19 protein-coding genes are annotated in these 22,658 nt (G+C 69.4%); 11 read left to right on the forward strand and 8 right to left on the reverse strand.

Annotated elements, in window-relative coordinates:
- Positions 1-37 precede the first annotated feature (37 nt).
- On the reverse strand, positions 38-2,242 hold the full coding sequence (locus tag ACFY2B_RS04325; protein WP_390761617.1) for an endonuclease: 2,205 nt from the start codon (positions 2,240-2,242) through the stop codon (positions 38-40).
- 444 nt (positions 2,243-2,686) lie between these two features.
- Between ACFY2B_RS04325 and ACFY2B_RS04330 the strand changes: the two genes are divergently transcribed.
- Positions 2,687-3,985 (forward strand): hypothetical protein, encoded by a 1,299-nt coding sequence (locus ACFY2B_RS04330; protein ID WP_390761618.1) that lies wholly within the window; start codon positions 2,687-2,689, stop codon positions 3,983-3,985.
- On the opposite strand, the gene ACFY2B_RS04335 is transcribed toward ACFY2B_RS04330, so the two are convergent.
- A complete protein-coding gene (locus ACFY2B_RS04335; RefSeq protein ID WP_390761619.1) occupies positions 3,972-5,789 on the reverse strand; it encodes an asparagine synthase-related protein in 1,818 nt (605 codons plus the stop codon). The genes ACFY2B_RS04330 and ACFY2B_RS04335 overlap by 14 nt on opposite strands.
- Before the next feature lies 1 nt (position 5,790).
- Positions 5,791-6,471: a lasso peptide biosynthesis B2 protein gene (locus ACFY2B_RS04340; RefSeq protein ID WP_390761620.1), complete on the reverse strand. Its 681-nt coding sequence runs from the start codon at positions 6,469-6,471 to the stop codon at positions 5,791-5,793.
- Positions 6,472-6,914: 443 nt separating this feature from the next.
- Between ACFY2B_RS04340 and ACFY2B_RS04345 the strand changes: the two genes are divergently transcribed.
- Together ACFY2B_RS04345 and ACFY2B_RS04350 are read left to right on the forward strand one after the other, a co-directional pair.
- Positions 6,915-8,240 carry a S8 family serine peptidase gene (locus ACFY2B_RS04345; RefSeq protein ID WP_390761621.1) on the forward strand — a complete coding sequence of 442 codons (1,326 nt, stop codon included), beginning with the start codon at positions 6,915-6,917 and terminating at the stop codon, positions 8,238-8,240.
- A complete protein-coding gene (locus tag ACFY2B_RS04350) occupies positions 8,237-8,476 on the forward strand; it encodes a hypothetical protein (protein ID WP_390761622.1) in 240 nt (79 codons plus the stop codon). The genes ACFY2B_RS04345 and ACFY2B_RS04350 overlap by 4 nt, the downstream gene beginning before the upstream one ends.
- A 38-nt stretch (positions 8,477-8,514) precedes the next feature.
- Here ACFY2B_RS04350 and ACFY2B_RS04355 read toward each other — a convergent pair whose 3' ends face one another.
- Positions 8,515-9,204, reverse strand: a complete 690-nt coding sequence (locus ACFY2B_RS04355; RefSeq protein ID WP_390761623.1) for a TetR family transcriptional regulator — start codon at positions 9,202-9,204, stop codon at positions 8,515-8,517.
- A gap of 102 nt (positions 9,205-9,306) precedes the next feature.
- Between ACFY2B_RS04355 and ACFY2B_RS04360 the strand changes: the two genes are divergently transcribed.
- The 3 genes from ACFY2B_RS04360 to ACFY2B_RS04370 all read left to right on the forward strand — a co-directional run bounded on the left by ACFY2B_RS04360 (position 9,307) and on the right by ACFY2B_RS04370 (position 10,519).
- Positions 9,307-9,618 carry a transposase gene (locus ACFY2B_RS04360; RefSeq protein ID WP_390761624.1) on the forward strand — a complete coding sequence of 104 codons (312 nt, stop codon included), beginning with the start codon at positions 9,307-9,309 and terminating at the stop codon, positions 9,616-9,618.
- A gap of 145 nt (positions 9,619-9,763) precedes the next feature.
- Complete coding sequence (locus tag ACFY2B_RS04365) at positions 9,764-10,015, forward strand: IS3 family transposase (RefSeq protein ID WP_390761976.1); 252 nt, start codon at positions 9,764-9,766, stop codon at positions 10,013-10,015.
- Between the two features lie 9 nt (positions 10,016-10,024).
- Entirely contained in the window at positions 10,025-10,519 is a 495-nt protein-coding gene (locus tag ACFY2B_RS04370; RefSeq protein WP_390761625.1) for an IS3 family transposase, read from the forward strand.
- An 88-nt stretch (positions 10,520-10,607) separates the two neighbouring features.
- Here the strand turns inward: ACFY2B_RS04370 and ACFY2B_RS04375 are convergent, their stop codons facing one another.
- Entirely contained in the window at positions 10,608-11,831 is a 1,224-nt protein-coding gene (locus ACFY2B_RS04375; RefSeq protein ID WP_390761626.1) for a serine hydrolase domain-containing protein, read from the reverse strand.
- A gap of 779 nt (positions 11,832-12,610) precedes the next feature.
- Here ACFY2B_RS04375 and ACFY2B_RS04380 point away from each other — a divergent pair.
- Entirely contained in the window at positions 12,611-13,669 is a 1,059-nt protein-coding gene (locus ACFY2B_RS04380) for a hypothetical protein (protein ID WP_390761627.1), read from the forward strand.
- Between the two features lie 511 nt (positions 13,670-14,180).
- Positions 14,181-14,405 (forward strand): hypothetical protein, encoded by a 225-nt coding sequence (locus tag ACFY2B_RS04385; RefSeq protein ID WP_390761628.1) that lies wholly within the window; start codon positions 14,181-14,183, stop codon positions 14,403-14,405.
- A 285-nt stretch (positions 14,406-14,690) separates the two neighbouring features.
- On the opposite strand, the gene ACFY2B_RS04390 is transcribed toward ACFY2B_RS04385, so the two are convergent.
- Positions 14,691-15,884: an MFS transporter gene (locus ACFY2B_RS04390; protein WP_390761629.1), complete on the reverse strand. Its 1,194-nt coding sequence runs from the start codon at positions 15,882-15,884 to the stop codon at positions 14,691-14,693.
- 107 nt (positions 15,885-15,991) lie between these two features.
- Between ACFY2B_RS04390 and ACFY2B_RS04395 the strand changes: the two genes are divergently transcribed.
- Complete coding sequence (locus ACFY2B_RS04395) at positions 15,992-16,474, forward strand: winged helix-turn-helix transcriptional regulator (RefSeq protein ID WP_390761630.1); 483 nt, start codon at positions 15,992-15,994, stop codon at positions 16,472-16,474.
- 297 nt (positions 16,475-16,771) lie between these two features.
- On the opposite strand, the gene ACFY2B_RS04400 is transcribed toward ACFY2B_RS04395, so the two are convergent.
- Complete coding sequence (locus ACFY2B_RS04400) at positions 16,772-17,734, reverse strand: serine hydrolase (RefSeq protein WP_390761631.1); 963 nt, start codon at positions 17,732-17,734, stop codon at positions 16,772-16,774.
- 402 nt (positions 17,735-18,136) lie between these two features.
- A complete protein-coding gene (locus ACFY2B_RS04405; RefSeq protein WP_390761632.1) occupies positions 18,137-19,984 on the reverse strand; it encodes an acyl-CoA dehydrogenase in 1,848 nt (615 codons plus the stop codon).
- 450 nt (positions 19,985-20,434) lie between these two features.
- Between ACFY2B_RS04405 and ACFY2B_RS04410 the strand changes: the two genes are divergently transcribed.
- Complete coding sequence (locus ACFY2B_RS04410; RefSeq protein WP_390761633.1) at positions 20,435-21,133, forward strand: TetR family transcriptional regulator; 699 nt, start codon at positions 20,435-20,437, stop codon at positions 21,131-21,133.
- Positions 21,134-21,937: 804 nt separating this feature from the next.
- Positions 21,938-22,558, forward strand: a complete 621-nt coding sequence (locus ACFY2B_RS04415; RefSeq protein WP_390761634.1) for a hypothetical protein — start codon at positions 21,938-21,940, stop codon at positions 22,556-22,558.
- Positions 22,559-22,658 lie beyond the last annotated feature (100 nt).

A 22,658-nucleotide genomic window follows, 5' to 3' on the forward strand; every position in this document is an offset into this window, starting at 1 on the left:
AGCGACGAGCCGTGCGCGCGGCCGACCGCGGCTCCGCTCAGGGCCAGACACCGGAGAAGTCGATGTCCCGGGCCCACTCCGGATGGTCCGTCAGGGGATTACGGTTCCCCTGTATCCCGGCGATGGCCGCGTTGCGATGCAACTCGTGTTCGGTCACCGGTTCGTTCCGGTGCCAGTCCATGAGGACGGGCAGCCGTTCCTCGGGGAACTCCTGAACCGAGTCACCTACGAGCTTGGGGTAGCGCAGCAGGAAGTACAGAGTGGCTCTGGCAACGGCCCCCTTGCTGTGTTCGGGTTCGAATCCCGTCTTCTCGCGCATCCCGCAGTTCTGCCGTACGGCCTCGTCGAAGCCGGGGAAGTCCGTGTACGGGAAGTTGCCCCGGAAACTATTGCATTCCGGTTCACAGGCGAACAGATGATGCAGGTCGCCCCGCATGGGCTCCAGCTTGGCGAACCAGGACTGTGGGACGACGTGTTCGCAGTTGAAGGGCAGTGACGCCTCCAAGGCGTTCATCTCTGCGGCGAGTTCGGCCGTGCCTGCCGTGCTCTCGCGCAGCAGGAACTCCTGCAAGCCCCGCAGCCGGGCGGCCTCGGCCGCGACGTCGGCGCGGATCAGCTCCTCCGCGGGGAAGGTCTTGCCGGAGTAGACGCTGCGCAGCAGCCGGTCGGGGTGCAGGTCGACCCACGGGTAGAGCATCCGTGCGGGGTTGTAGGCCGGGCGCCGCTGGTGGGTCTTCTCCAGCAGGACGGTCAGCGCTCGCCGCAGCGCGTCGCCGTCCGCACCGGCGTCGATGTCCGCGTAGTAGGCGTCTCGCGCGGCGCCATCGGCGTCCCGGTCGTAGTAGCTGCGTCCCTCCCCGAGCCGGAGGCTGACCAGGGCCGCGTTCAGGTCCTGCTCGGCGGCCTCGGCGGAGCTTCCGTCCGCCTGCCCGGCCGGGGAAAGGTCAACGGCGGCAGGGGCCGTCCGGATCGCGGGCGGAGCGGCGGGCCGGGCAGGAGTGGAGCCTTCGGCGGCCGACGGACCGACACCCATGGTGATCCTCAGCGGCACGGTGAGGATCACGGCGGCGGCGTAGGCGGACTGTGCCGAGTTGTTCGGCACCATCCCGTCGGCTCCCGGCCTTGGCAGCGCTGTCGCCGGCGGTGTGCCCTCGCTCGGCTGTGCCGGGGCCGGTGGCCGGAACAGTTCCTCCCGCAACCTGGCCGCGGTTCCCGTCAGCGTGAGCCGGCTCAGCGCTTGCAGCACACGGCTGACCCGTACCCCCTCGTTGGCCTTCCACGCGAGCCGGTGCTCGCCCATTCCCGGTTGCCAGGGCGTTCCGTCGACGGCCAGGGGACGACCGTCGCTGCCGAGCCGCGGCACGGCCGAGTGATGCAGTGCGACGACTTCCCACTGGTCGTTGAAGACCGGGGAGCCCGAGGAGCCCGGCGCCGTGTCGGTCTCGTAGTGGACGAACAGGTCCAGCAGATCGACGATCTGGTTCTCGCGCAGGGCGAGTTGTTTGGGCTCGCCATTGGGGTGCTGAATGATGTTGACGAATTCTCCGAGGATCGCCTTGCCCTGCGCCCCGTCCAGGGGCAGCCAGTTGAAATCGGCGAGCGATGCGCCTTGCTGATTGCGTTCGGCCACGGCGACCACACTGAAATCCAGATCGCGGTCCGTCGCGAAGAACCTCCGGGGTTCGAGCGCGAAGGTCACCGGGACCAGCGGGCGCCCGTCGAGAGCCGACTGGAAGTTGAATTTGACGAGAGCGCGGTCGGAGTCCTCCGCGCTCCGCAGTACGTGGTTGTTGGTCATCAGAAGCGAGGGGGACACCATGAAGCCGGTGCCGTGAAGCCCGCCTCCGGACGCCGTGACGGTCACCCGTCCGACCGACCGGGCGGCCTGGTGCCCGCCCTCCAGGAAGGCCACCCCGATGAGATCGTTACGTCCCATGAGGCGTTCCAGGCCCAGCAGATCGGCGCTGAACGTATCCGGTGTCAGCGGCAGCGTACTGCCCGCCGCCGCGGCGGGCTCCGTCGGTATCTGTTCGATCGACCTGGCGAGCGACCAGTCGGCATTGAGGCGGGCCAGTCGCTTTTTGACCCGCTCGGGCTCGTCGGCGTACAGGACGCCCCTGCGCTCGATCGTCCTGCGGGTTTCCTCGCGCTCCGGTGTCCGCATGTCGAAGCGCCGCCCGGCGTCCGCCAACTGCGCCAGGTAATCTGTTTCCGCCTGGGACGCGTGCTCCATGGTGGCCATAAAAGTCTCCTCAGCCCCTGCCCCCATCCATTCCCCGCCTCCCCATCCATTGTGTGCACCGGCCGGTACGAATTTCTTCTCGTGACCGTTTCCCGAGCGTCAGAAGGTGAAAGGGAAACCAGTTGCCGGGATGGCGTCGGACCACCGCCCGGGATGCGGAGGGGAACCCGCTCGCGTAGGCCGTCCGGAGGCATCGCGGATGATGATCCGCCGGATCACCACGGATTCCGCCGGATCACCGCGGATGATGGTGCTCGTCGAGCCCCCGCCCCGCAGCGCTGGGTCTCCTGGAGCCGCTGCGGGGTTCGGACGATCCGGCGACGTCACCGCCAAGTGCGCGCCGGAGAACGCCGGCAGGGGCTCACCGGTGCCGCGCCCGGAGAGGTACCCCGGCAGCTGCGCCGCGCCCCAGTGCCGGCCGAAGAGAATCCGGGAGATGACCAGGTGACGACTTCCCGCTGGTCCGGCGTGGGTGCCACGCTGCGGACGCTACTGGTCCCGACGAGCACCAGGCGGTCACCGGCCACCATGGTGGCGATCATGGTGGTGCTGCTGCTGACGGGTCTGCCCCTGGGCTGGCTCGGCGTCGAAGACCTCCGCGGTGCCCTGACGTACGCGGGTCGTATGACCGGTGCCATTCTCGTCCTGATCTCGGTCACCACGTTGTTGGGCGCCGCGGCGGTCTGGGACCACTGGCTCCGGAACCGCATTCCCTACTCCGGCACGGCAGCGCTGATCGGCACGGTCGCCGCGTTCCTGACCAACGCCATGCTGCTGCTCCTGACCTTCAAAGATGTCGATTCCACGGCCTACCGGGTGCTGTGGTGCCTGATCACGGTGGGTACCGCCTGGGCCGTCTTCGCGGTGTGGCGGACGTCGATCGAGATCCCCGCTCCGAAGCGGGTGGCCGCGGCAGTGATCGTCACCGGGGTCATCGCCCTGGCGAATTTCGGCTACGAGCGTCTCTACCAGCCGTACCAGCGCGGGGCCAGGCCCGTCGTCAAGATGACCGTGGGGGCGCCGGTGCTGAGGCAGGACCGCAAGGCGTTCGCGGTGCCGATCGACATCAAGGTGGAGAACCAGAGCGACGTGGGCTTCTACGTGCTCGGCACGGAGTTCCACGCCATGGGGGAACGAGTGGCGCTGAGCGAGACGGACCGGAAGCGCGAGCAGTGGCGCCAGGACGCGAAGAAATGGGAGGCGTACCAGGAGAAGCACCCGCTCTCCCGCAGGGAGATCCAGCAGCCCGGCGAACTGGTGGCGGCGCAGCCGTTCGTGCCCGCCGGAAACTGGATCGAGGGGGGTGACACGTTCGTCACCCAGACGGTCGTGCAACTGCCGCTCGACACCCCGTACGACCAGTTGGCGTTCTATGCCAGTGCGAACTTCGCACGCAAGGACCGGATGGGCCTGGAACAGATGGCGCTGGCCGGGTACTCCTGGAGCGGCAGCGAGGTCCCCCAGTGGCTGAAGACGAAGAAGGAGGTCGACTACGTCGTCTATCGCGGCAGGGTGCACGAGAACAACGCGATCGCCACGCACACGAGAGCACCCCGCTATGTGACGGTGTATTGGGAATTCGGCGTCCACGGTGCGGGTCTGGTCCAATCCATCAGACGAAAGGGCGAGGAAGACCACATCAATACCGAGTCGGAGGACCGTGAGCTGGAAAACCGGTACGGCATCGTCGACGTCCTGACCGGACCGATCGAGCGGACCCTGTGGGACGTCAAAGGGCGATGACCGGCGCGGCCGGGTCGAGCGCGGGGGAACGCCGGCCCCACCGCTCCAGCCACACCACCAGGGCGAGGGAGCTGTTCAGCCGGTCCCAGGAATGGGCGTCCCCCATGCCGATCTGCGCCTCCCGCACTGCCCGGCACAGCGTCTCGACGTCGAACATCTCCGCGATCAGCGGATTCTTCGCGGACCGGCAGAGGTCGACGAGTTGGTCGCCGTGCGCCCGCAGGCCACGGGCGTACAGCTGGTTGAAGGGGACCTTGAACGTTCGGCTGCGGATCCGGGGCGGGAGGAGATCCGCCATGGCCTCGCGCAGTACGGCCTTGGGACGGCCCGGACGGAACGTGGTCTCCGCGGGCAGACGGCGCATCGTGGCGACGACCTGCGGGTCGAGGAAGGGGTGCGACAGGAAGAACCCGTCCTGCCGTGCGCGGCCCCAGGACAGCGGGTCGGGAGCGGCAATGTAGTTGGCCGCGTCGTACAAGGACTGCTCGGGCCTGTGCCCGAACACGAAGCGACTCTCCGAGACGCTGGCCTCACGGTAGCCGTGCGCCCGCGCGAATCCGGCTCGCAGCCACCGGGGTCGGGCGAAGGTGCCGAGGTCGCCGAGCACCGTTCCGCGGTGGCGGACGAGGGCGGTGATCCGTTCGGCCGTCAGCGGAAGCGCGGGCTGCACCACGTAGGCGCAGACGACGTCCCGCAGCCCCCGCTCGTCGCCCGCGGCCCAGGCACGGGCCTGCCGCGTCAACTGCCGCAACCGCCCGGTGCGGGCCAGCCGGTGCAGGTGGAACGGGTTGGCGTCGGCAAGGGGATCCGCCCCGCAGCCGGTCAGGAGGGTGTCACAGCCCAGCTCCGCCGCGGCGGTGTGGAGCCTGCTCCAGAAGGGGGCGCGGAACGCGTGCGCGTGCGGCTCGTCCGCGTCTCCCGCGTGGTGCCGGAAGTCGTCGAAGTCGGCCACGTCGTCGGCATCGACGATCACCGGGCGGGCCGTGGGCGCGTGCCGGCGGATCTCCTCCATCGCCTCGTCGAGGTACGGCCGTTCCCCGGCCAGTTCTCCGCGGCCGAAGCGCCCGGCGAGCAGGACGAGGTTTCCCGGGTCGCCCCCTCCGGTGATCAGGAGACGCGCCGCGAGCAACGCGACGCCGGTGGAGTCGGTACCGCCGGAGACATGACATGCCGGCAGGCCGCCCATACGGCGCTCCACGGCGTTCTCCAGTGCGACCCGCAGGTCCCTCGCGGCTGTGCTGAGGGGTGGTGCGCCTGCTGCCGTCAGCGACGGGACCCCGACCTGACGCGAGCGCCGCCGTACCCGGCCGCGCCGCTGCCCGGTGATCGACAGCTCCACCACCTCGCCGCCGAGCACCCGGTGTACGCCGGCGAAAGGGGTCAGCTCCGTGTGCGGTTGCGCCAGGTTCCCCGTCAGGTACCGGCAGAAGTAGCGGCGTTCCCACGCCGCTCCACCGCCCAGGCCGCGCGCCGAGGTGCTCACCGCGCATACCCGGCCGCCGGCCGTCCGGTAGAAGAGGGGGATGCGTGCTTGCTCGTCCCGCATCAGCAGGATGCGGTCGCGGCACACCAGGACGGCCGCGTAGTCGCCGGCCGGCAGGCGCGGTGCGGCTCCCGGTCGTCCGAAGTCGTCGAGGAGCCTGCGCGCCCCCGCCACGCGCCCGCCGACCGAACCGACCCAGCCGACGACCACCGCGGTACCGGCCCGTGAGGAGACCGTCGTCACGAGTCCCTGCCGCGCCATGGCCTCGGCTGCCGAGAGCTTCGGTACGTCCCCGGCCCACTCCAGGCGGAGTGCTTCCACGTCACTGCGCTCCGCCGCTGATCGTCAGAACCGGTACGAACCCGTGCCCGCGCGGACTGGCGTCAGGAATGCACACGCCTCCCGATGACGTCCAGGCATGCAGGGCGAAGGGGTGCTCGCGCAAGCCGACGTGGAGCGCGGCCCGCAAGCCACGCCGCCGCAGCAGGACGAAGGCCGTCACGGCCTCGGTCTTGCAGTCGCCGTTGACGAACCAGCTACCGCGGCTGTGCGATTGCACGGCTCGCTTCAGGCGTGCGACGGCCTCCTCGGAGGCGGGGTCCGCGCGGGCGTAGTCCGGGGCCGCCAAGGGCAGGAGCCGAAGGGCACGCCCGAATCCCAAGGCCGAGATCAGCAGGTGCACGCCGCGCAGCCAGACTCCGACCTCGGCGTCCGAGTGCTCCTTCGGCCGGTCCGTCGCGCATCCGGCACGGATCAGGCCGCTGACGAGTTCGATGCGTTCCGCGGGGCTTCCGCCGGTGAGTTTACGAATGTCGGGCGTCGCCATTCCCAGAAAGCGGGTCCTCTTCCAGTCCGCGATCAGCGCTCCGCCGGACATCCTGGTGACACGGCACTGCGGTGACAGGATCCGCGTCATCGCCACCAGCGCATCGGTATCCTCTGTCACCGCACGTCCTCCACGGTCAGCCCGCTGCGCATCGACGCTGCGGCGGGCGCGATTCACCTGGCGTCCGGTGTCAGGACTGGTATCCGTGACCGTCGTAGAAGCCCCCGCTGAATCCCCGGATCAGACGGCCGTCGCCGACAAGGAAAAGCCCCCGCGGCACACGACGTCGCAGCAGTCGGAGAAACATCGCCCACCTCCAGAACAGGCAGCGTTGTCAATTCCAGGCTACTGCGCCCGGGGTGCCCCGCAACTGGGACCGCCGGGGCCGCCGGGGCCGCACAGGGCATGCGGGACCACAAGCCGCACGGGCTCTCAGCCGAGTTGCGGCCCCTCCCGGACAGCAGGACGGTGGAAGTAAGGACTCAAAGGACTGCCGAAGGGGCGACCCGAGAACGTCGATGTGTCGCGGTCGGACATCACAACACCCGTTTACCGAACGCGTTTCGGTGCGCGCTCGACGCTTCTTTCGCCGGGTGGGGGAAGGCCGGAGCGGAGACGCCATGACGAACGAACCATTCGACCGCCGTGAGCGCGGCGAACACCCTGAGCCTTTCGATCAGAGCCTGGTCAAGCGCGAGAATGCGTACACGGGCAGATATCTTGTCCTCCTCGACCCCCAGGAAGCGGAGCGCGGTATGGAGGCGCTGCATTCCCGGGCCGGCATTTCGACCGCGGAACAGGTACACGGTGCCGAGGCGGAGAGCATCAGCGGAATACTCGAAGAACCCCGGGCGTCGGTACTGTTCACGGACCTCGGCGTCGCGGTCGTCGATGTGGCACCCGACCAGCGCGAGGCGTTGGTGACGACGGCTCAGGAACATCCGGCGATCACCGCCGCGGAGCCGGAGCGCATCGTTTACATCTCGACGATCACGGACCGCGTGCGAGAGATGACCGGGTACTACCCCACCTACCGCAGCGACGAGGACGTCCTGCAACGGCACACCACGGCCGCGCTGGCCGCCTCGCTGGGGCCGGCCTGGGACGAGTCCGGCCACACGTGGGGTCTGCAAGCGGTCCGGGCCAATCAGACCCGCCTCACTGGAGAGGGCGTGAAGGTCGCGGTGCTCGACACCGGAGTGGACGCCCAGCACCCCGACCTCTCCGCGCGCATCGCCGGGACGGCGTCCTTCGTGCCCGGTCAGGCCGTGCAGGACGGCAACGGCCACGGCACACACTGCATCGGCACGGCGACGGGACCGACAGACCCCGGGCAGCCGCCGCGCTACGGCGTCGCTCCCGGGGCGGAGATCCTGGCCGGCAAGGTGCTCAGCAATCAGGGCAGCGGCAGCGACGGTCAGATCCTCGCGGGCATCGCCTGGGCGATGTCCCAGGGCGCGAAGGTGATCTCCATGTCGCTCGGTGCTCCGGTCAGTCCGGGGCAGTTGTTCTCGCCGGTCTTCGAGAACCTGGCCCAGCGCGTCGTCACCGCGGGCACGCTGATCGTGGCGGCGGCTGGGAACGACATGCAGCGCGGTCCGGTCAACCACCCGGCCAACTGCCCCTCGATTCTCGCTGTCGCGGCTGTGGGCAAGGCACTTGACGTGGCGCCGTTCTCCTGCCGGGAGCAGAACCTCGCCGGTTCCGAGATCAATATTTCCGCACCCGGGGTGAACGTACGCTCGGCCTGGCCGATGCCTCAGGCGTACAACACGATCAGCGGCACCAGCATGGCCACACCCCACGTCGCGGGCATCGTCGCGCTACTGGCCCAGGAGAACCCGGACGCCACGGCGTCCGATCTCAAGAAGCGCCTCGTCTCCGGCGCGTACAAACTGGCCCAGCCCGCGCAGGACGTGGGTGCCGGGCTGGGACAGGCCCCGTGACCGACTCCACGCAGGTGGGCGTCATTCTGTCGGTCGACACGGGGCGGTTCGCCGAGACGATCCGGGCGGCTCGGGCCGCCGGGCTCACCGTGGTGGGCGAGCAGCCGCTCATCGGCACCGCTTCCGGAACCATCGCCGAAGAGCGGCTACCGCTGCTGCGGGCCGTCGACGGCGTGGAGGCCGTCGAAAGGGACCGCACCATCCGTCTGCCACCGCCCGAGTCACCGGTTCAGTGAGGAACCACTGCCGACGTGCGTCTCGGACCGGCAACGGCCTATTCGCTGCCGAGCGTTCCGCCCTGGGCGGCCAGCCCGATGAGGTGCACGGCGAGTCCCGAACGCAGACCGGCTGAGAACTTCTGGGCGGCCGGCGGGAAACCCATTTCACGGCTCACGGCGGCGACCGTGTCCGTCGGGTTGGCGAAGGGCCACAGGCCAGAGAGGATGACGAGGACGGCGGCGGCGAACTGCTGGGCCGCCGTACGCGGAAGGCCCGGCAGCCGTTCGGCCACGACGGCCGCCAGCCTGTCGTTGTTCGCCTTCGCCTTCCCCTTGAACTCGCGAGCGAATTCCAGAGAGATGTTGCGTTCCAGCACGGCGGCCGTCGCACTCAGCAGTTCGCACAGCATGGGCTGGGAGACCAGGCTCTCGGCGATTCTCGTGGCGACCGCCGTCTCCCTCGCATAAGGACGCCCGTCCGTCGGCAGGGGCTCCTGGAGCAGTACTTCGAGACCGTCCAGCCAGGACACGTTCAGCAGCTCAAGGAAGATCGCCTCGCGGCTCCCGAAGTACCGCAGCACGTTCGACTTGGCCAGCCCGACCTCGGTGGCCAGTTCGCGCAGGCTGATGTCGGCCCGGGGGCGGTCGAGCAGCATGCCGCGAGCGGCGCCCAGGATGGCCACCCGCCGGGCCTCGATCTCACCGGGCCGGCGGGCACGTTGGAATTCAGCTCGTTTGTCCAGCACAGCACCCATGATAGGAACCGACCTCCCGGATGAGCTGTACTGAGTTTTGTGGAGTTCCTGATGCCAGGGTTACGGTCCTGGCGAAGGAGACCTACCAGCACCATGGCAGCACCCCGCAAATATCCCGACGAGCTCCGCGAGCGTGCGATCCGTGAGGTCCGCGTCACCGGCCGCCCCATCGCGCACGTCGCGAAGGACCTGGGCATCCGCAAGGAGGCCCTGCGCGGCTGGGTCCGCCAGGCCGGGGCCGGCCGCGGCGAGCGTGACGACCGGCTGACCACCGCCGAGCAGGACGGGCTCAGACAACTCCGCAAAGAGGTAGTGGAGTTGAGGCGGGCGAACGAGATCCTCGAAGCCGCCTCGGTGTTTTTCGCCCAGGAGATCGGCCGTCCCCGGACGAGGCCGAGCAGGTGATCGACCACCTGCGCGACATGGGCCTCGGGGTCGGTCTCCCCCCGAGGGGGCACCCCCAGTCTGCCGGGTTCTGGACCTGTCGCCGTCGACGTACTTCGCCCGCAAGAGGCGGCCGAAGTCGGCTCGCCGGCTCCGTGACGAGGTACTGATGCCGCTGATCGAGGAGGCTCACGTCACCTCGGGCGGCACGTATGGGGCCCGTCGGATCACCCGCGCGCTTCGGCGCAAGGGCCACGAGGTGGCCCGCTGCACCGTCGAGCGCCTGATGGCCGGGCTGGGCCTGAAGGGCGTCATCCGTGGCCGGCGGCGGCGCGCCACGGTTCCCGAACCGTCGGCGCCCCGTCCGCCGGACCTGGTCGACCGTGACTTCGCCGCGAGCCGGCCCGACCAACTGTAGGTCGCCGACATGGCGTATGTCCGTACCTGGTCCGGCTGGGCATACGTGGCGTTCGTCCTGGACGTGTACTCCCGGATGACCGTCGGCTGGCAGGTCGCGAACCGCATGCGGACCGAACTCCCGCTGGACGCACTGGAGACGGCGCTGTGGAGACGGAGGATCAGGAAGGACTCCGGCCTCATTCACCACAGCGACCGCGGGTCGCAATACGTATCAATTCGGTTTACCGGCCGGCTCGCCGGCATCGGCGCCTCAGCCTCCGTCGGTTCGGCCGCGGACAGCTATGACAACGCGATGGCCGAGGCCCTGAACGGCACCTTCAAGGCCGAGCTGATCGAGATGCAGGGCCCCTGGAAAGACGTCGACCAGGCCGAACGGGCCATCTTCCAATGGATCGCCTGGTACAACGAGGAGCGCCTCCACTCCGCTCTCGACTACGTGCCGCCTGCCGAGTACGAGGCAACCTTCTGGCGGGGCGACGAGCAAGCGCCTCAGTCCGCCTGAAGCAAGATCACCGGACTCTACGAAACTCGGGGCAGCTCATCCGTGCCCGCCCCCCTGGTGATGGCGGTGCGCCGACCGGACTGAGGGATCAGTCCGTGAGGGACGGTACGGCGGCCGCTCTGCCTTCGCTGCTCGGAACACGGGTGAGCAGGTCGGCAACCCGAGCGATCAGTTGGCTCTCCTCGCCGTTGCGGGCATCTGTCGGGTGGTATGCGAGCACGAAACGACGCTGCTGGTCGCGAGTGGAGAACGCGGCATTCTTGTAGCCGTACGTCTCGCCGGTCTTGCCCCAGAAGGTGGTGCCGTTCACGACGGCCTGCTGCAGCCCGGTGCTGTAGCGGGCCGGAGAGCCGTCCAGCATCCGTATGCCGCTCGGTGGCAGGGTGAACATCATCCGGAGCAGCTCCGGCGGGAGCAACTCGCCGGAGAACAAGGCGGTGAGCATGCGGTCGAGGTCGCTCGTGGTGGAGATCATGTCGCCCTCGCCCCGGCTGGACGACTGGTCGTACGTGGTGATGTCCCGCAGGCTGCCGTCGGCCATCGCCAGATAGCCGTGCACGTGCCGGCCGTGGACGCGTGGGTCGTCGCCGGGCACGACGGTGCGCGTCAGACCCAGTGGACGCAGGATGCGGGTCGCGACGGCCTGACCGTACGGGCGGCCGGTGACCTTGTCGACGATCAGTGCGGCCAGTACGTAGTTGATGCCGCGGTACTCCTGCCGGGTGCCCGGGGCGAACTTCAGCGGTCCGTGTGTCGCCGTCGCCACCCATTCCTGCGGCGTCCAGTGGTCGAAGCGGTGGCGGAACACCTCCTCCGCGGTCTCCGGCTCGGGGATGCCGACGTGGTCGGGCAGCCCGCTGGTGTGATTCAGCAGGTGCGCCACGGTGACAGCCGCGAACCGGTCCGGCAGCAGCCCCGGCAGGACACGGCGCACCGGCGCGTCCAGGTCGACCCGGCCCTCCGCCGCGAGTTGCAGCACCACCGTGGCGACGAAGACCTTGGTGATGCTGCCGATCCGAACCTTGTCCTGCGGCGTCACCGGCCGTCGTGTCCCGATGTCGGCCACGCCCGAGGTGCCGCGCCAGGAGCCGGCCGTGCCGCCGATTCTCAGTTGGGCCGCCGTCGACGGCGGTTGCTCAAGGTCGTCGATCGCCGCCTGTAGGGCGGTGGGGTCCAGCGGCGGGAGTGACGCGGGCGAGGCGGGCGAGGCGGCGGCACTGTGCGCGGGCAGCATCACGGTGGCGGCCAGCGCTGCCGTCCCCGCGAGGGCGGTGCCCGCAAAAGCCCGTCGTGACATGCGCGTTGAGGTCATGCTCCTCACTTTGTCAGCAGGCACGTGCCCGAACATCAGGGTTCGCCCCGGACTGATCCCCGATCACATCCCCGACCCGACCCGCACACGGATCACCGCCTCCGCCTCGGTGTACTGGTGAAGAGGAGGTGTTCTGCGCCTGCGCCATTCGGCCGCTCCCCGATGCCGACGGCCCGCAATTCCCACCCTGAACATGGCGTGATGGGCCAGAGAACACCGGCGTTGCGGTGGGTCCGGCGGTCGCAGGGGCGGCGGGACCGGCTCGGGCAGCTCCAGCAGCGTCTTGCGGGTGATGCGGATCTCCTCGGTGCGGTGGAACTCCTCCAGTTGCGCGGACAGTTCCGCGATCCGCCGCCCACTGGGTCGCGGTGTTCCTGTGGACGCCGAAGAGGTCGCTGATGACGATCGGCGGCAGTTCCCCGGCCCTGCCGAACAGGGCCGTGTTGCGGGTGGCCATGGTGGGCAGGCCGTGCTTCATGAGTCGTCCCGACAGCGCCTCTGGGCTGCGTGGACGACTGGCGGGAGAGGCAGGGAGAAGGAGTTCTGGCTCCTCGCTGGAGGCAAGCGGCCCCAGGGCTGCGCGCGCGACCGGCCTGTGGCGATTTGCTGTTCGACGAGACACGAGCGGAAGCAGGAGGCGGAGGCCGTGCAAGAGCTGGTCTGACGGCCGGTTGCAGCTATCTGCTGCCATCGAACCCAGGCGACGCCGATCTTTGCCATCCAACCGAGTCATCGCAGATCAGCCGACACTGTCAGTGCCCGGTCGCATACTGACGCCCATGCAGATATCGGCGTACACACTCAAGCGGGCCTGGCACCGGGTCGCCGTGGGCTCTGACATGCTCGACGACGCGATGCTCCCGCCCACCGGCACCTCTCCCAACCAGTACGAGCAGCGCGTGGGCGAGTCGCACGGTCGTCTCTTCCTAGTTCTGGACGACGACGGCACGGTGCGCGGCCACACCGGTCCCTACCGGGAGGTCTTCGTCACTCAGGACCTGGATCAGGTGCTGTACTTCGCCGCCGAGGACGCGGTCCGCAAGCTCGCCGAGCACATCGCGGCCCGGTCCCCGGGCCGCGGCCCGGTGGCCAATCTCGTCTCCGGGCAGGCCGAGCTGCTGGACCGGATCAACCCCGCCTGGGGCAGCAGATTCCGCAACGGCGGCATGGACGGCACCCAGCCCTCCACCGCGTGCGGACGCGACCCGCTGGAGCGCCTCGCCTGGATCGCCGACAGCTGGCGCGAGCAGGACCCCTACACCCACCTCGCCTTCTTCCGTGGCGAGAGCATCAGCGCCGAACAGATCGCCCTGCTCCACGGAGCCGACCCCGCACAGATCGCCGCCGGGACCCGTCTTGCGGATCTGCGCAGCATGGACGGCGGGACCTTCAACTACTGGGACATCGTCTGGGAAACCTGCTGCTTCGGGCAGGCCGGAGGCTGGGCGTTCCTGATGTACCACGAGACGCCCGGCTTCGGGCCCGATGTTGAGGCTCTCGCCCGGCTCGGCGTCACCGAGACGGTCCACCTGAGCGCCACCTCCGCCAAGGCCATCTACACCTTCGACTACATGCGCGACGGCCGCCGCATCGATGACGACTGGGGCGTCCTGGAGCTGATCTGGTACGACCGCGGCCGCGCCCCCTACTTCCGAGGCGGTCAGCTCGACTTCCTCAACCAGGCCATACGCCGCGCCGAACTCGACCACCCCGAACTAACCAGCGAGTTCGAGCTGTACTTCCACGCCCTGGAGGACGCTTTCGACCTCCAACTGCCCCGGCAGGACATCCAGCAGGGAACGGTCCGGGCCGCGCAGTGGGCACGCCGCAACAGTTGACAGTTCCGCCCCGAGAGCCTGCCGAGGACCGTGGCATCTCATGGCAGCCCGCCTACCCGCGTGCAGAGATGCGGACCGGCATCCCGGCCGTGCACATGTGGCTGAACGCCGTCAACCCCTACCGGCAGGCCGTAACGGCAGAGCGGTGGCGGACTGGGTCCCGGCCCCTCACCGAGCCGCGTCTGCAGCCCTGACTTGAAGCTCCCGCGCGCCACTACCTGGCCGTAGTTGGAACGAACGCTCCGCGCCGCACTACGCGACGCGGGCGAGATACCTATCCGTGGACGCGATTACTTCCCTGCGCGGTTCTGCCCCTCGTGCTCGATCTGGTCGACAATCACTCTGCCGTCCGCGGCTGATGGAGCGCGGGGTAGTCGCCACGTGCGGCTACCCTCGGGGGTACGCCGCTGGTTTTGGGCCGGGCGAGGAGCGGAGACAGGGACAGCCTGTGCGTAAACCCCTTGCGCTTCACACCGAACCGCACGTCGCCGACGTTGGCGGAACAGAGCTGATGTTCGCCCCAGAGGTCTTCGGGGACGAGTTCATGGACGCCTATGTCGAGATGCGCGATGCTCAGAAGGCGAACGGCGTCGACCTCGACAAACTCGGCGGGGCGGACTCGAAGGACGTCCGCGGGGCGTTGCGCTCGCTGCGCGTGTTCCTCGCCCGGCAGATGCTGCCCGGGTCGGCCGCGGAAGTCGGCGTCGCGGGCGTGGGCGGAACGGAGAGGCATTGACGGCCTTCGGTCGGCGTGGTGCCGGTCGGGACCTGTACCGGTCGAAGGCGGGTACAGGTCGGTTGCGGTACAGGTCCGGACCGGTATGGGTCGGGACCGGTATGGGTCGAACGACGATAGGCCCCGCCGGTGGGGCGGGCAACGGGGTTTGGTGTTGAGGTGATCCGCCGGCCGGCGTCCGGCGCGGGCGGCGGCCCGACTGGCGGTGAGAATGATGCTCACCGCGGGCGTAGAGGTGCCGCGCCGGCCGAGCGGGTACGTGCAGTCCCTGCCGGACCGGGCCGGTCAGGCCGCCTCCGTCGCGGCAGGTACGGCGCACGGGGAGGCGGTGGTGTTCCTGGCGAGCGTCCACACGATCAGCGCGGCGACGGCGTAGGCGGCGCCGAGCAGGCAGGACGCCCGCCATCCCGCGGCGGTGTACGCCCAGGTCGTGGTGACCGCGCCGAGGGCGGAGCCGAGCGAGTAGAAGGCCATGTAGGTGCCGATGGCGCTGCTGGAGCGCTCGGGATACGCGGCGGTGAGGAGGTGCTGGTTGCTCACGTGCACGGCCTGGACGGCGAAATCGAGCAGCACGACACCGGCGATGAGCATCCAGAGGGTCGGTGTCGTGTGCACGGTGAGAATCCAGGAGGCGGCAAGCAGCGCGAGCGACCAGCCGGTGACGGCTTGGGCGCGCCCCGCGTCGGCCCAGAGCCCCGCCCGCGAGGCACCCGCCGCGCCGACGAGACCGGCCAGTCCGAACAGCCCGATCGTCGTGGTGCCGAACTGCCACGGCGCGGCCCCGAGCGGCAGAGCCAGCCCGCTCCACAGGGTGCCGAAGGAAGCGAACAGGAAGAACGCGATCAAGCCGCGGCTGAGAAAGAACCGGTCGGTGACGACGAGCCGCCCCGCGGCGGCGAGGACGCTCGGATACGGGGTCTTCGCGAGCCGGACGTCCGGGGGGAAGGTGATCCGTACGGTCAGGGCCAGCCCGACGCACAGTACGGCGAGGACGGCGTAGACGGCCCGCCACCCGAGGGTGTCGCCGAGCGCGCCGCCCACTACGCGGATCCCCAGAATCCCGGCCACCACGCCCGCGGTGACCATGCCGATGTTGCGGCCGCGCTCACCCGGCGACGAGTTCGCCGCGACGTAGGCGACGGCGATCTGCACCACCACCGCGAACAGGCCGGTGATCGCCATCCCGGCCGCGGCGATCACTCCGTCGGGCGCAACCGCCGTGATCGCCGCGCCCGTTGCGGTGAGCATCAGGTGCCCGACGATCAGCGTGCGCCTGTTGAAGACGTCCCCGAGGGGCACCAGCAGGACGAGCCCGGCGAGATAACCGAATTGGCCGGCCGCGACCAGCCACCCCAGCGCTCCCTCGGTCAGCCCGAGGTCGCTGCCCGCGGTCTTCAGCACCGGCTGGATCGCGTAGATCGTGGACACCGCTACCGCGCACACCGACGCCAGAACGACGAGCCCGCCACGCCTGATCAAGGGCGACCTCCCCTTACGAGTCGGAATTACCATTGGTCTCAATATGAAACCAATCAAAGAGTAGGGGACAATGGTTTTGATATGCAACCCAAGAGGGAGGGCATCCGATGGCGGACCTGGTGACGACCGACCAGACCTGGACCGATCCCACCTGCCCGGTCGCCCGCGCCGTCGATCTCGTGGGCGACCGGTGGAGCCTGCTCATCGTCCGGGACGCGATGGACGGCGCCGCATCGTTCACCGATTTCCGCAACCACCTCGGCGTGGCCCGGAACATCCTCAGCGACCGGCTCCGAAAGCTCACCGCTCACGGCATCCTGACCACGAACACCCCGCCCGGCGCCAAACGCCACACCTATCAGCTCACCGACGCCGGCCGCGAGCTGTTCACCGTCGTCGTCGCGCTCCGGCAGTGGGGAGAGCGCCATGCCTTCGCCGCCGGCGAGGAACACTCCGTCCTGGTCGACGACAGCGGACGCGAGGTACCCCCCTTCCGCGTTCTGGACCGGAGCGGCCGACCCGTCACGGCATCGACGACACGCGTGCGCAAGGTCTGCGAGGACGACGCCTCGGGCCCGCCGTCCGTGTGATCCCGCCCAGAGGTCCGGCCTGTTTCGTCACCTGACTCGCCGACGGTGAGCCGCAGTTGCCCTTCGAGTGGGGCTTCGGCCACGCCCCTGTCGGCGCCCGGCCTGACCTGCTGCGCCCGGCGCTGGAAGCGGCCGGAGTCAACCCGCCGGCCCGGCGAACGTACGGCCGGGCAGTCTCCCGCGCCGCGGTCGGAACATCGCCCAGGCCGTCATCCGGTTCACGACCCCCGGTCGACCGAGCGGGGACGATCCTCAGGAGACCGCCTCCCCCGGCATGTCCGGGTTCATGTCGTCGCGTCACTCAGGGGATTGCGTCGGGACGGTGGCGTCTGCCGTCCTCCCGGACTTCCCGGATGGCCGGCGAAGGTGGTCGACAGCCAGCCGGGCCGCCGTACCGATCGCGGAATCGGCCTGCCGGGTCCGCGGGACGGGCCCGGTCGGTCTCGTGAACACCGCCACCGCGAAACGAGAACCGTCCGGGAACCGCACCACCCCCGCGTCATTGCTCACGCACCCGGGAACGCTGCCTGATCTGGCCGCTACCCGCACCTCCTCGCTGAACCCGGCGGCGATCTTCCGGGTCAGCCGCTGCTGGCCGAGGAGGGTCCGCACCGCCCGGCAGGCTTCACCCGGCCCCGCCTCGTCCCGCCAGACCAGCCTCAGCAAGGTGGCCATCTGTCCGGCCGTCGCGCTGGTGATGCGGCCGGGCCGCAGGGACGGAGCGGACAGCGCGCGCTCCCAAATGCGCCCGGCGTCCGCCGGTGCACCCGCTCGGCGCATCGCACGTCCCCTCTCCGACCATCCCGGGAAACCCGCATCGCGGCCGATGGCGTCGAATTCCTGCCGGATCGTGCCCGTCAGCCGGATCCGGTCCAGACCCAGGCCGGCCAAGCGGGCATGGATCCGCGACAGCGACAGCCGGCCGATCAGCACATCGGTCGCGGTGTTGTCGCTGATGGTGAGCATCATCCGGGCGAGATCGCGCAAGGAGACCTCGGCCTCGTCCTCGAAGATGCAGAACCCCTGGCCACCCGGTGTGGCCTGCGCCGGTGACAGCCGGACGCGCTCGGCGAGGTCCAGGCTCCCCTCGGCACCCTGGCAGAACAGCTCCAACGCCACCACGATCTTGAACGTGGACGCGGCGACCACCGACTCGGTGTCTCCGAACGCCAGCCGTCCCGGACCGTCGATGTCCAGCACAGCCAGACTGCCCTCGCACCCGGCCTCCGCGAACACCTGCTCCAGCCTGTCCTCGATCATTGAGCCACCATGACCCGCCCGAGGCACATCCCGAGGCCGATTCGCCCATGGCGAACCTCGCCCCCCTCACCGAGCACGAAGCGGGACAGCACCTCGGGACAGCACCTCGGGACAGGACCTCACCGCACTCGACTCGTGCTCCGGTTCTGCACAGTCGCGCGCGGGACGCCGGAGCAGAGACACCTGGTGAAGCTCCGGTGCGTAGCGGCCAGTGCCCGGCTCGGGTGGCGGCCCGCGCACCGGAGGCTGTTGGTGCGGGTGAGTTCGTACGGTCGGTTCGGCGAGCGAGTGTGACGGGACGCCGCCGGCCGCTGGTCAACGCTGCTACAAGCTGGCTCCAGGGTGCCTACGCGTCCCGGCGCGCGCGGCGCCCACGTGGTCGGGGTGCGGCCCGCTCTCCGGCTAGATGGCCATGATGGGGTGGCTGCGGAGCAGTTCCTCCGAGACACCTTGCGCGTCGGCGAGGAGCTGGCCGTGGGGCGCGAGTTCGTCGAGCACGTCCTCGATCGTGTCCGGCAACGACAGGACCTGGTCGCTCTCCAGGCGCCGTGCCCCGAGGAGATCGCCGGAATGGGCTGCGACGCGACGCAGAGCGAACAGCCGGTGGAGGGCGTACAGGAGGCGGCCGGCCACCGGGTCGGTGGCCTGCCGGGCAGCTGTCAGCAGGCCCTCGGCCGCGAGGAAGTGGGCGTGGGCGTCGACCAGTTCGAGGGTGGGAAGGACGGTTCGGTCCAGGGCGCTGCCCGGGCGGGGGCCGCGCCGCCCCGCGCGGGCCGCCGGGAGGCCATCGCCGGTGTCCGTCGGCTCCGCGGTCTCCTTCGAGGGGCGGAGCCGCTCGCCGGCGCGCTCGAACCATATTCGCTCGATGTCGCCGAGCAGGTCCTGCAATGCCTCGGGGTCGTCGAGGTCGGCCGGGCCGGAGCGGGGCGGCCTCGGGGCGAAGTGCCCGAGGAGCAGCTCCATGCCCGCTTTGATCCATATCACCTTGTTGTCGCCTTCGGCGGTGATCGCTCCCTCGCCGGCCTGGAGTTGGCCCGCGATGCCGTTGGCCAGGAACAGGCCCTGGGCTCCGCAGCGTTCCCGGCACTCGCTCATCACCTGGCGACCGCGCCAGGTGATCCAGCCCTTGGTGATGGCCGCGAGCCGTTCGGCATCGTCGCGTTCCTCGGCCGTGTCGGCCTCTTCCCACTTCCGGACCGCGGCACGGTGGAGGAATGTCGAGGCGTAGGCGGTGGCCAGGCCGTCGATGAGGGGGGCATGGTGGCTGCGGTGCTGCCACAGCGGGACACTGCCGCCCCTGGTCCCGCTGGAGGTGTGGCGGGCGTGGGCGTACCGGACGGCGACCGTCAGGGCGTGGCGGGTGGTGCCGAGGTGGTACGCCTGCATGCACAGTTTGCCGTCGGTGACCCGGGTCACCGAGCTGAGGAACCGCTTGCGGGGGCTGCCGATGGAGCTGGTGTAGACGCCGTCGGGTGTCAGCCGGCCGTGGTCGGCCTGGAGCATGGCCGCGTAGGGCAGGCGGACGTGGCTGAAGGTGGTCAGGCAGTGGTCGACGGGGGCGCTCGCCGTCTGCGGCAGGCGTTCGACGGTGACGCCCGGCAGGCACTCTCCGCTGGTCTCGTCGTGCAGGGGTACGAGGAAGAGGTGCACGCCTTCGTCGCGGTCGCCGGTGATCAGGCGGGCGGCGACCAGAGCGGTCTTGGGACCGCCGAGCGGGCTCGTGTTCGGCATGAACTTCGCGGCTTCCGGCCGCGGCGTGTGCAGGACGAACTCGCGGGTGACCGGTTCGTAGGTGGCGGTGGTCTCCAGCTGCGGAGCGCTGTTGCCGTGGGCCAGCTCGGTGCACAGGAAGACGCCGGTGCGGTCCATGTCCACGAAGGGGCGCAGGTCGTGCTCGCCCTCGACGTTCAGCAGACTGCCCAGGAAGAGGTTGTAGTGGATGCTCAGGATCGTGCCGAGTCCTGGGTCCACCGGGCCGACCCACTCGTGCAGGGCGGTAAGCCGTGTCGGGTTCCGCGCGAGGGTCTCGGGGCCGTCGGCACCGTCCAGGAGGGATTTGTTGACATGCCGCAGACGCTCGTAAGAGAGCGCCATGCGTTCCTCCGGCGGCAACTCACGGTGATGGAACGTGGTGGTGCTGAAGAGGTCGCGCCAGGGCGCGTGGATCTGGTCGAACTGACCGTCGAAGAGTGCTTGCCTAAGTTCTGCCGCAACCGAGTCGTCCTGCTGAGAGCTGGTCTGAGTGATCACCCGGGGACGATAAAGCATGCAGCGCGCATGATTCAGCATGATCATTAACACGTCCCGATGCCCTTGAAGCGTGATCTCCACCCGGTGATCTGATTCCGGGCGCCCGCACACCGCCTCACCGTCAGGACGTACGTGTGGACGGACCAGCGGGTTCTTCGAGGAACGGCACCGCGCTCCTGGCCGACTTGGCCGTCGGCGGAGTGGAGGTGCGATGATCTGCTGGTGCTCGGGCGTGGCGACGAATCATCCAACAGGCATGGTTTTGCGCGGAGTCGACCCTTGGGTGTGAGATAGATCACCCAAGGGATGGTGAAGGTGCGGACGTAGCCTCGCTTTCGCGACGGCCGCGTGCTGACTCAACGTGATGAAGTGGCCGTCGCGTCGCAGGCCGGGGCGGCTCCCGCCAGGCGGATGCGGACGAGGACACACACAACAGGAGGGTGCGGAGAAGTGCGACAGCCAGTCCAGGAGCGTTCGAAGAGGACGAGACGGCTCGTACTGGAAGCGGCCGCACGCCTGATCGCCGACCACGGAGTCGCGGGGGTGAGTCTCCAGCAGATCTTCGACAAGGCAGGTGTGTCCCGGGGGTCCGGACAACATGTGTTCAAGACCAAACAGGAGATTGCCCTCGCGATCGTGCGGGAGGGCTTCAGCATGGACGCCGCACTGCCGGGGAAACCTCGCGTGCAGGCGGTCGTGGACGCGTCGATCGTCCTGGCCTGGCTGACGGTCATGTCGCCGGTGGTCCGAGCCGCCGCCCGCATCGTCACGGAGCAGGAGAACCCAGAGACCTTCGGCGCGCTGTGGGACGGCTACGTCCCCATGGTCACGGGGATCCTGACCGAGGCGGCGGAGGAGGGAGAGCTGCTGGCGGACGTCGACCCGGGGGACGTGGCCGACCACTGGGTCATGGCCTTCACGGGATACGACCTGAGGTGCCGCCGCACCGTCGACGAGCTGCCCCGGCGGATCGCGAAGATGAACGTCTGGGCGGTGCGAGGCGTCGTGACCCCGGAGATCTTCGACAAGCTGATATTCGACGTCCAGCGGGGTCTGACACTGATCGCCGAGTCGGACTGGGCGAGCAGCTACATCACCGACACCGACTACCGGCGAAAGGCCGGTGTGCCGGACGGCACGGCCGACTGACGTCCTGAGGGGGAGGCGGCACGGGCCCGATGCCTCGCGGACGGAGGTGTCCGGCCGACGCGCCGGGGCCGCCGGGGACGGGCCGCCTCACACCTGGACCCGAGAGCTACGTACGGTGACAGCCGTCGCCGCACGGCGCGCGCTGATATGTCTTCTCCCTCCTCCACGGTTCACCATGCCTTCTTCATCACGTTCCTCGTAAAATGATCTGGGCCGGCCGTGAAGATCACCTGTTTCCGGGCCCTGGCCAGTGCGTAGTTTGATGTGGACCGGTGAGCCGCCGGCACTGGAGCGCCTGGCTGGTTGTGTTCACGGGGTGGATCACACGTCGACTCGTTGGGGGATGGAGATCGAGGAGGGGCAACCGGGCAGGCCGGCGCGGGCCGACGAGCTGCTACGTGGCCCAGGTGCGGAGCGGCCGCACGGCACAGGTGTGCCGGGGTGGGCCCCGAGTGGCCGGTGGCTCTCCCCCTGGCCGGGTGCGGCGGGCACCTCGCGCGGCCACCGTCGCGGACGCAGCCATCGGCGCTGCCACCGTCACACGTGTCCCCGGATCGTCCTCCATGGTGCGACCTGTCCCGGACCCGGACGACCTGGACGGTGTCCGGCAGCCGGTCCGGCCATCGCTTTATGCCTCTTACCCCCACGCCCCTGACCGCTGGCAGACGAGCAGCGTCCTGGCAGAGCGTGGCTGACGGCACCGCCGCACGGTCCTGGCGGTGAAGTGAACTCGTGCGCGGCTGACTTCCGCACGCACGACCCGCGGGGAGGTCGACCGGCCCCGCATCGAACGGAAGGTTCTGCATGCACTCCCTCATCCCCAACGACGCGGTGTTCCTGGCGGGTTTCCACCGGCTTGAGGAACTGCTCCACGAGCTGACGTCCCTCTATCCCGGGGTCCTGTCCCCGGAGGAGATCTGGACGGCGGAGGCCGCGTACGAGGGCTGGTGGAGGATCGCCCAGCAGCTTCCACCGGCCTGGGCGACATGCCCCTGCCGCACTCGCCGGCCGGACCACGACGGCGGGAACACCCCCGTCGCGCCGGGCCCCTGCCATGGGGCCGTCAAGGGAAGGTGCTTGCACGTCATCGAGTTGAACCCGGTCGACCTGGCCACGATGGAACTGCTTCACGGGCTGCTCGCCCGGTCCGAACGCGAGGGTTCCACCCAACTCGCCGACGCCCTCGAAGACATCGAGAAACCCGGCGAACGGCTCGTCGACGCCTGCCGGCGGATCCTCACCGCCCTCCGGCTCCAGCCTCCGCCGGAGCTGATGGCAGCCCTCCGGGCGGCGACAGCATCGCACCCGACAGCGCACATTCATCTGAACTCAGCCCAGCACCGGGCCTACCGGGCCTTTCTCTACAGATTCGAGCAGACTTTCTACCGCGACCGACCCGAACCCGGCACCGCACGACACCCGTGAGTGCCGGCCCGCGGCAGCCACCGGGACCAGGTCGTCATCGTCGATGAAGGCTTCGACTTCGCCGACGGAGGCGCGGCGTCGGAAGGCAGGGTCCCGATCC

It is taken from the genome of Streptomyces sp. NPDC001270 (genome assembly GCF_042896695.1).
Classification (GTDB): Bacteria; Actinomycetota; Actinomycetes; order Streptomycetales; family Streptomycetaceae; genus Streptomyces.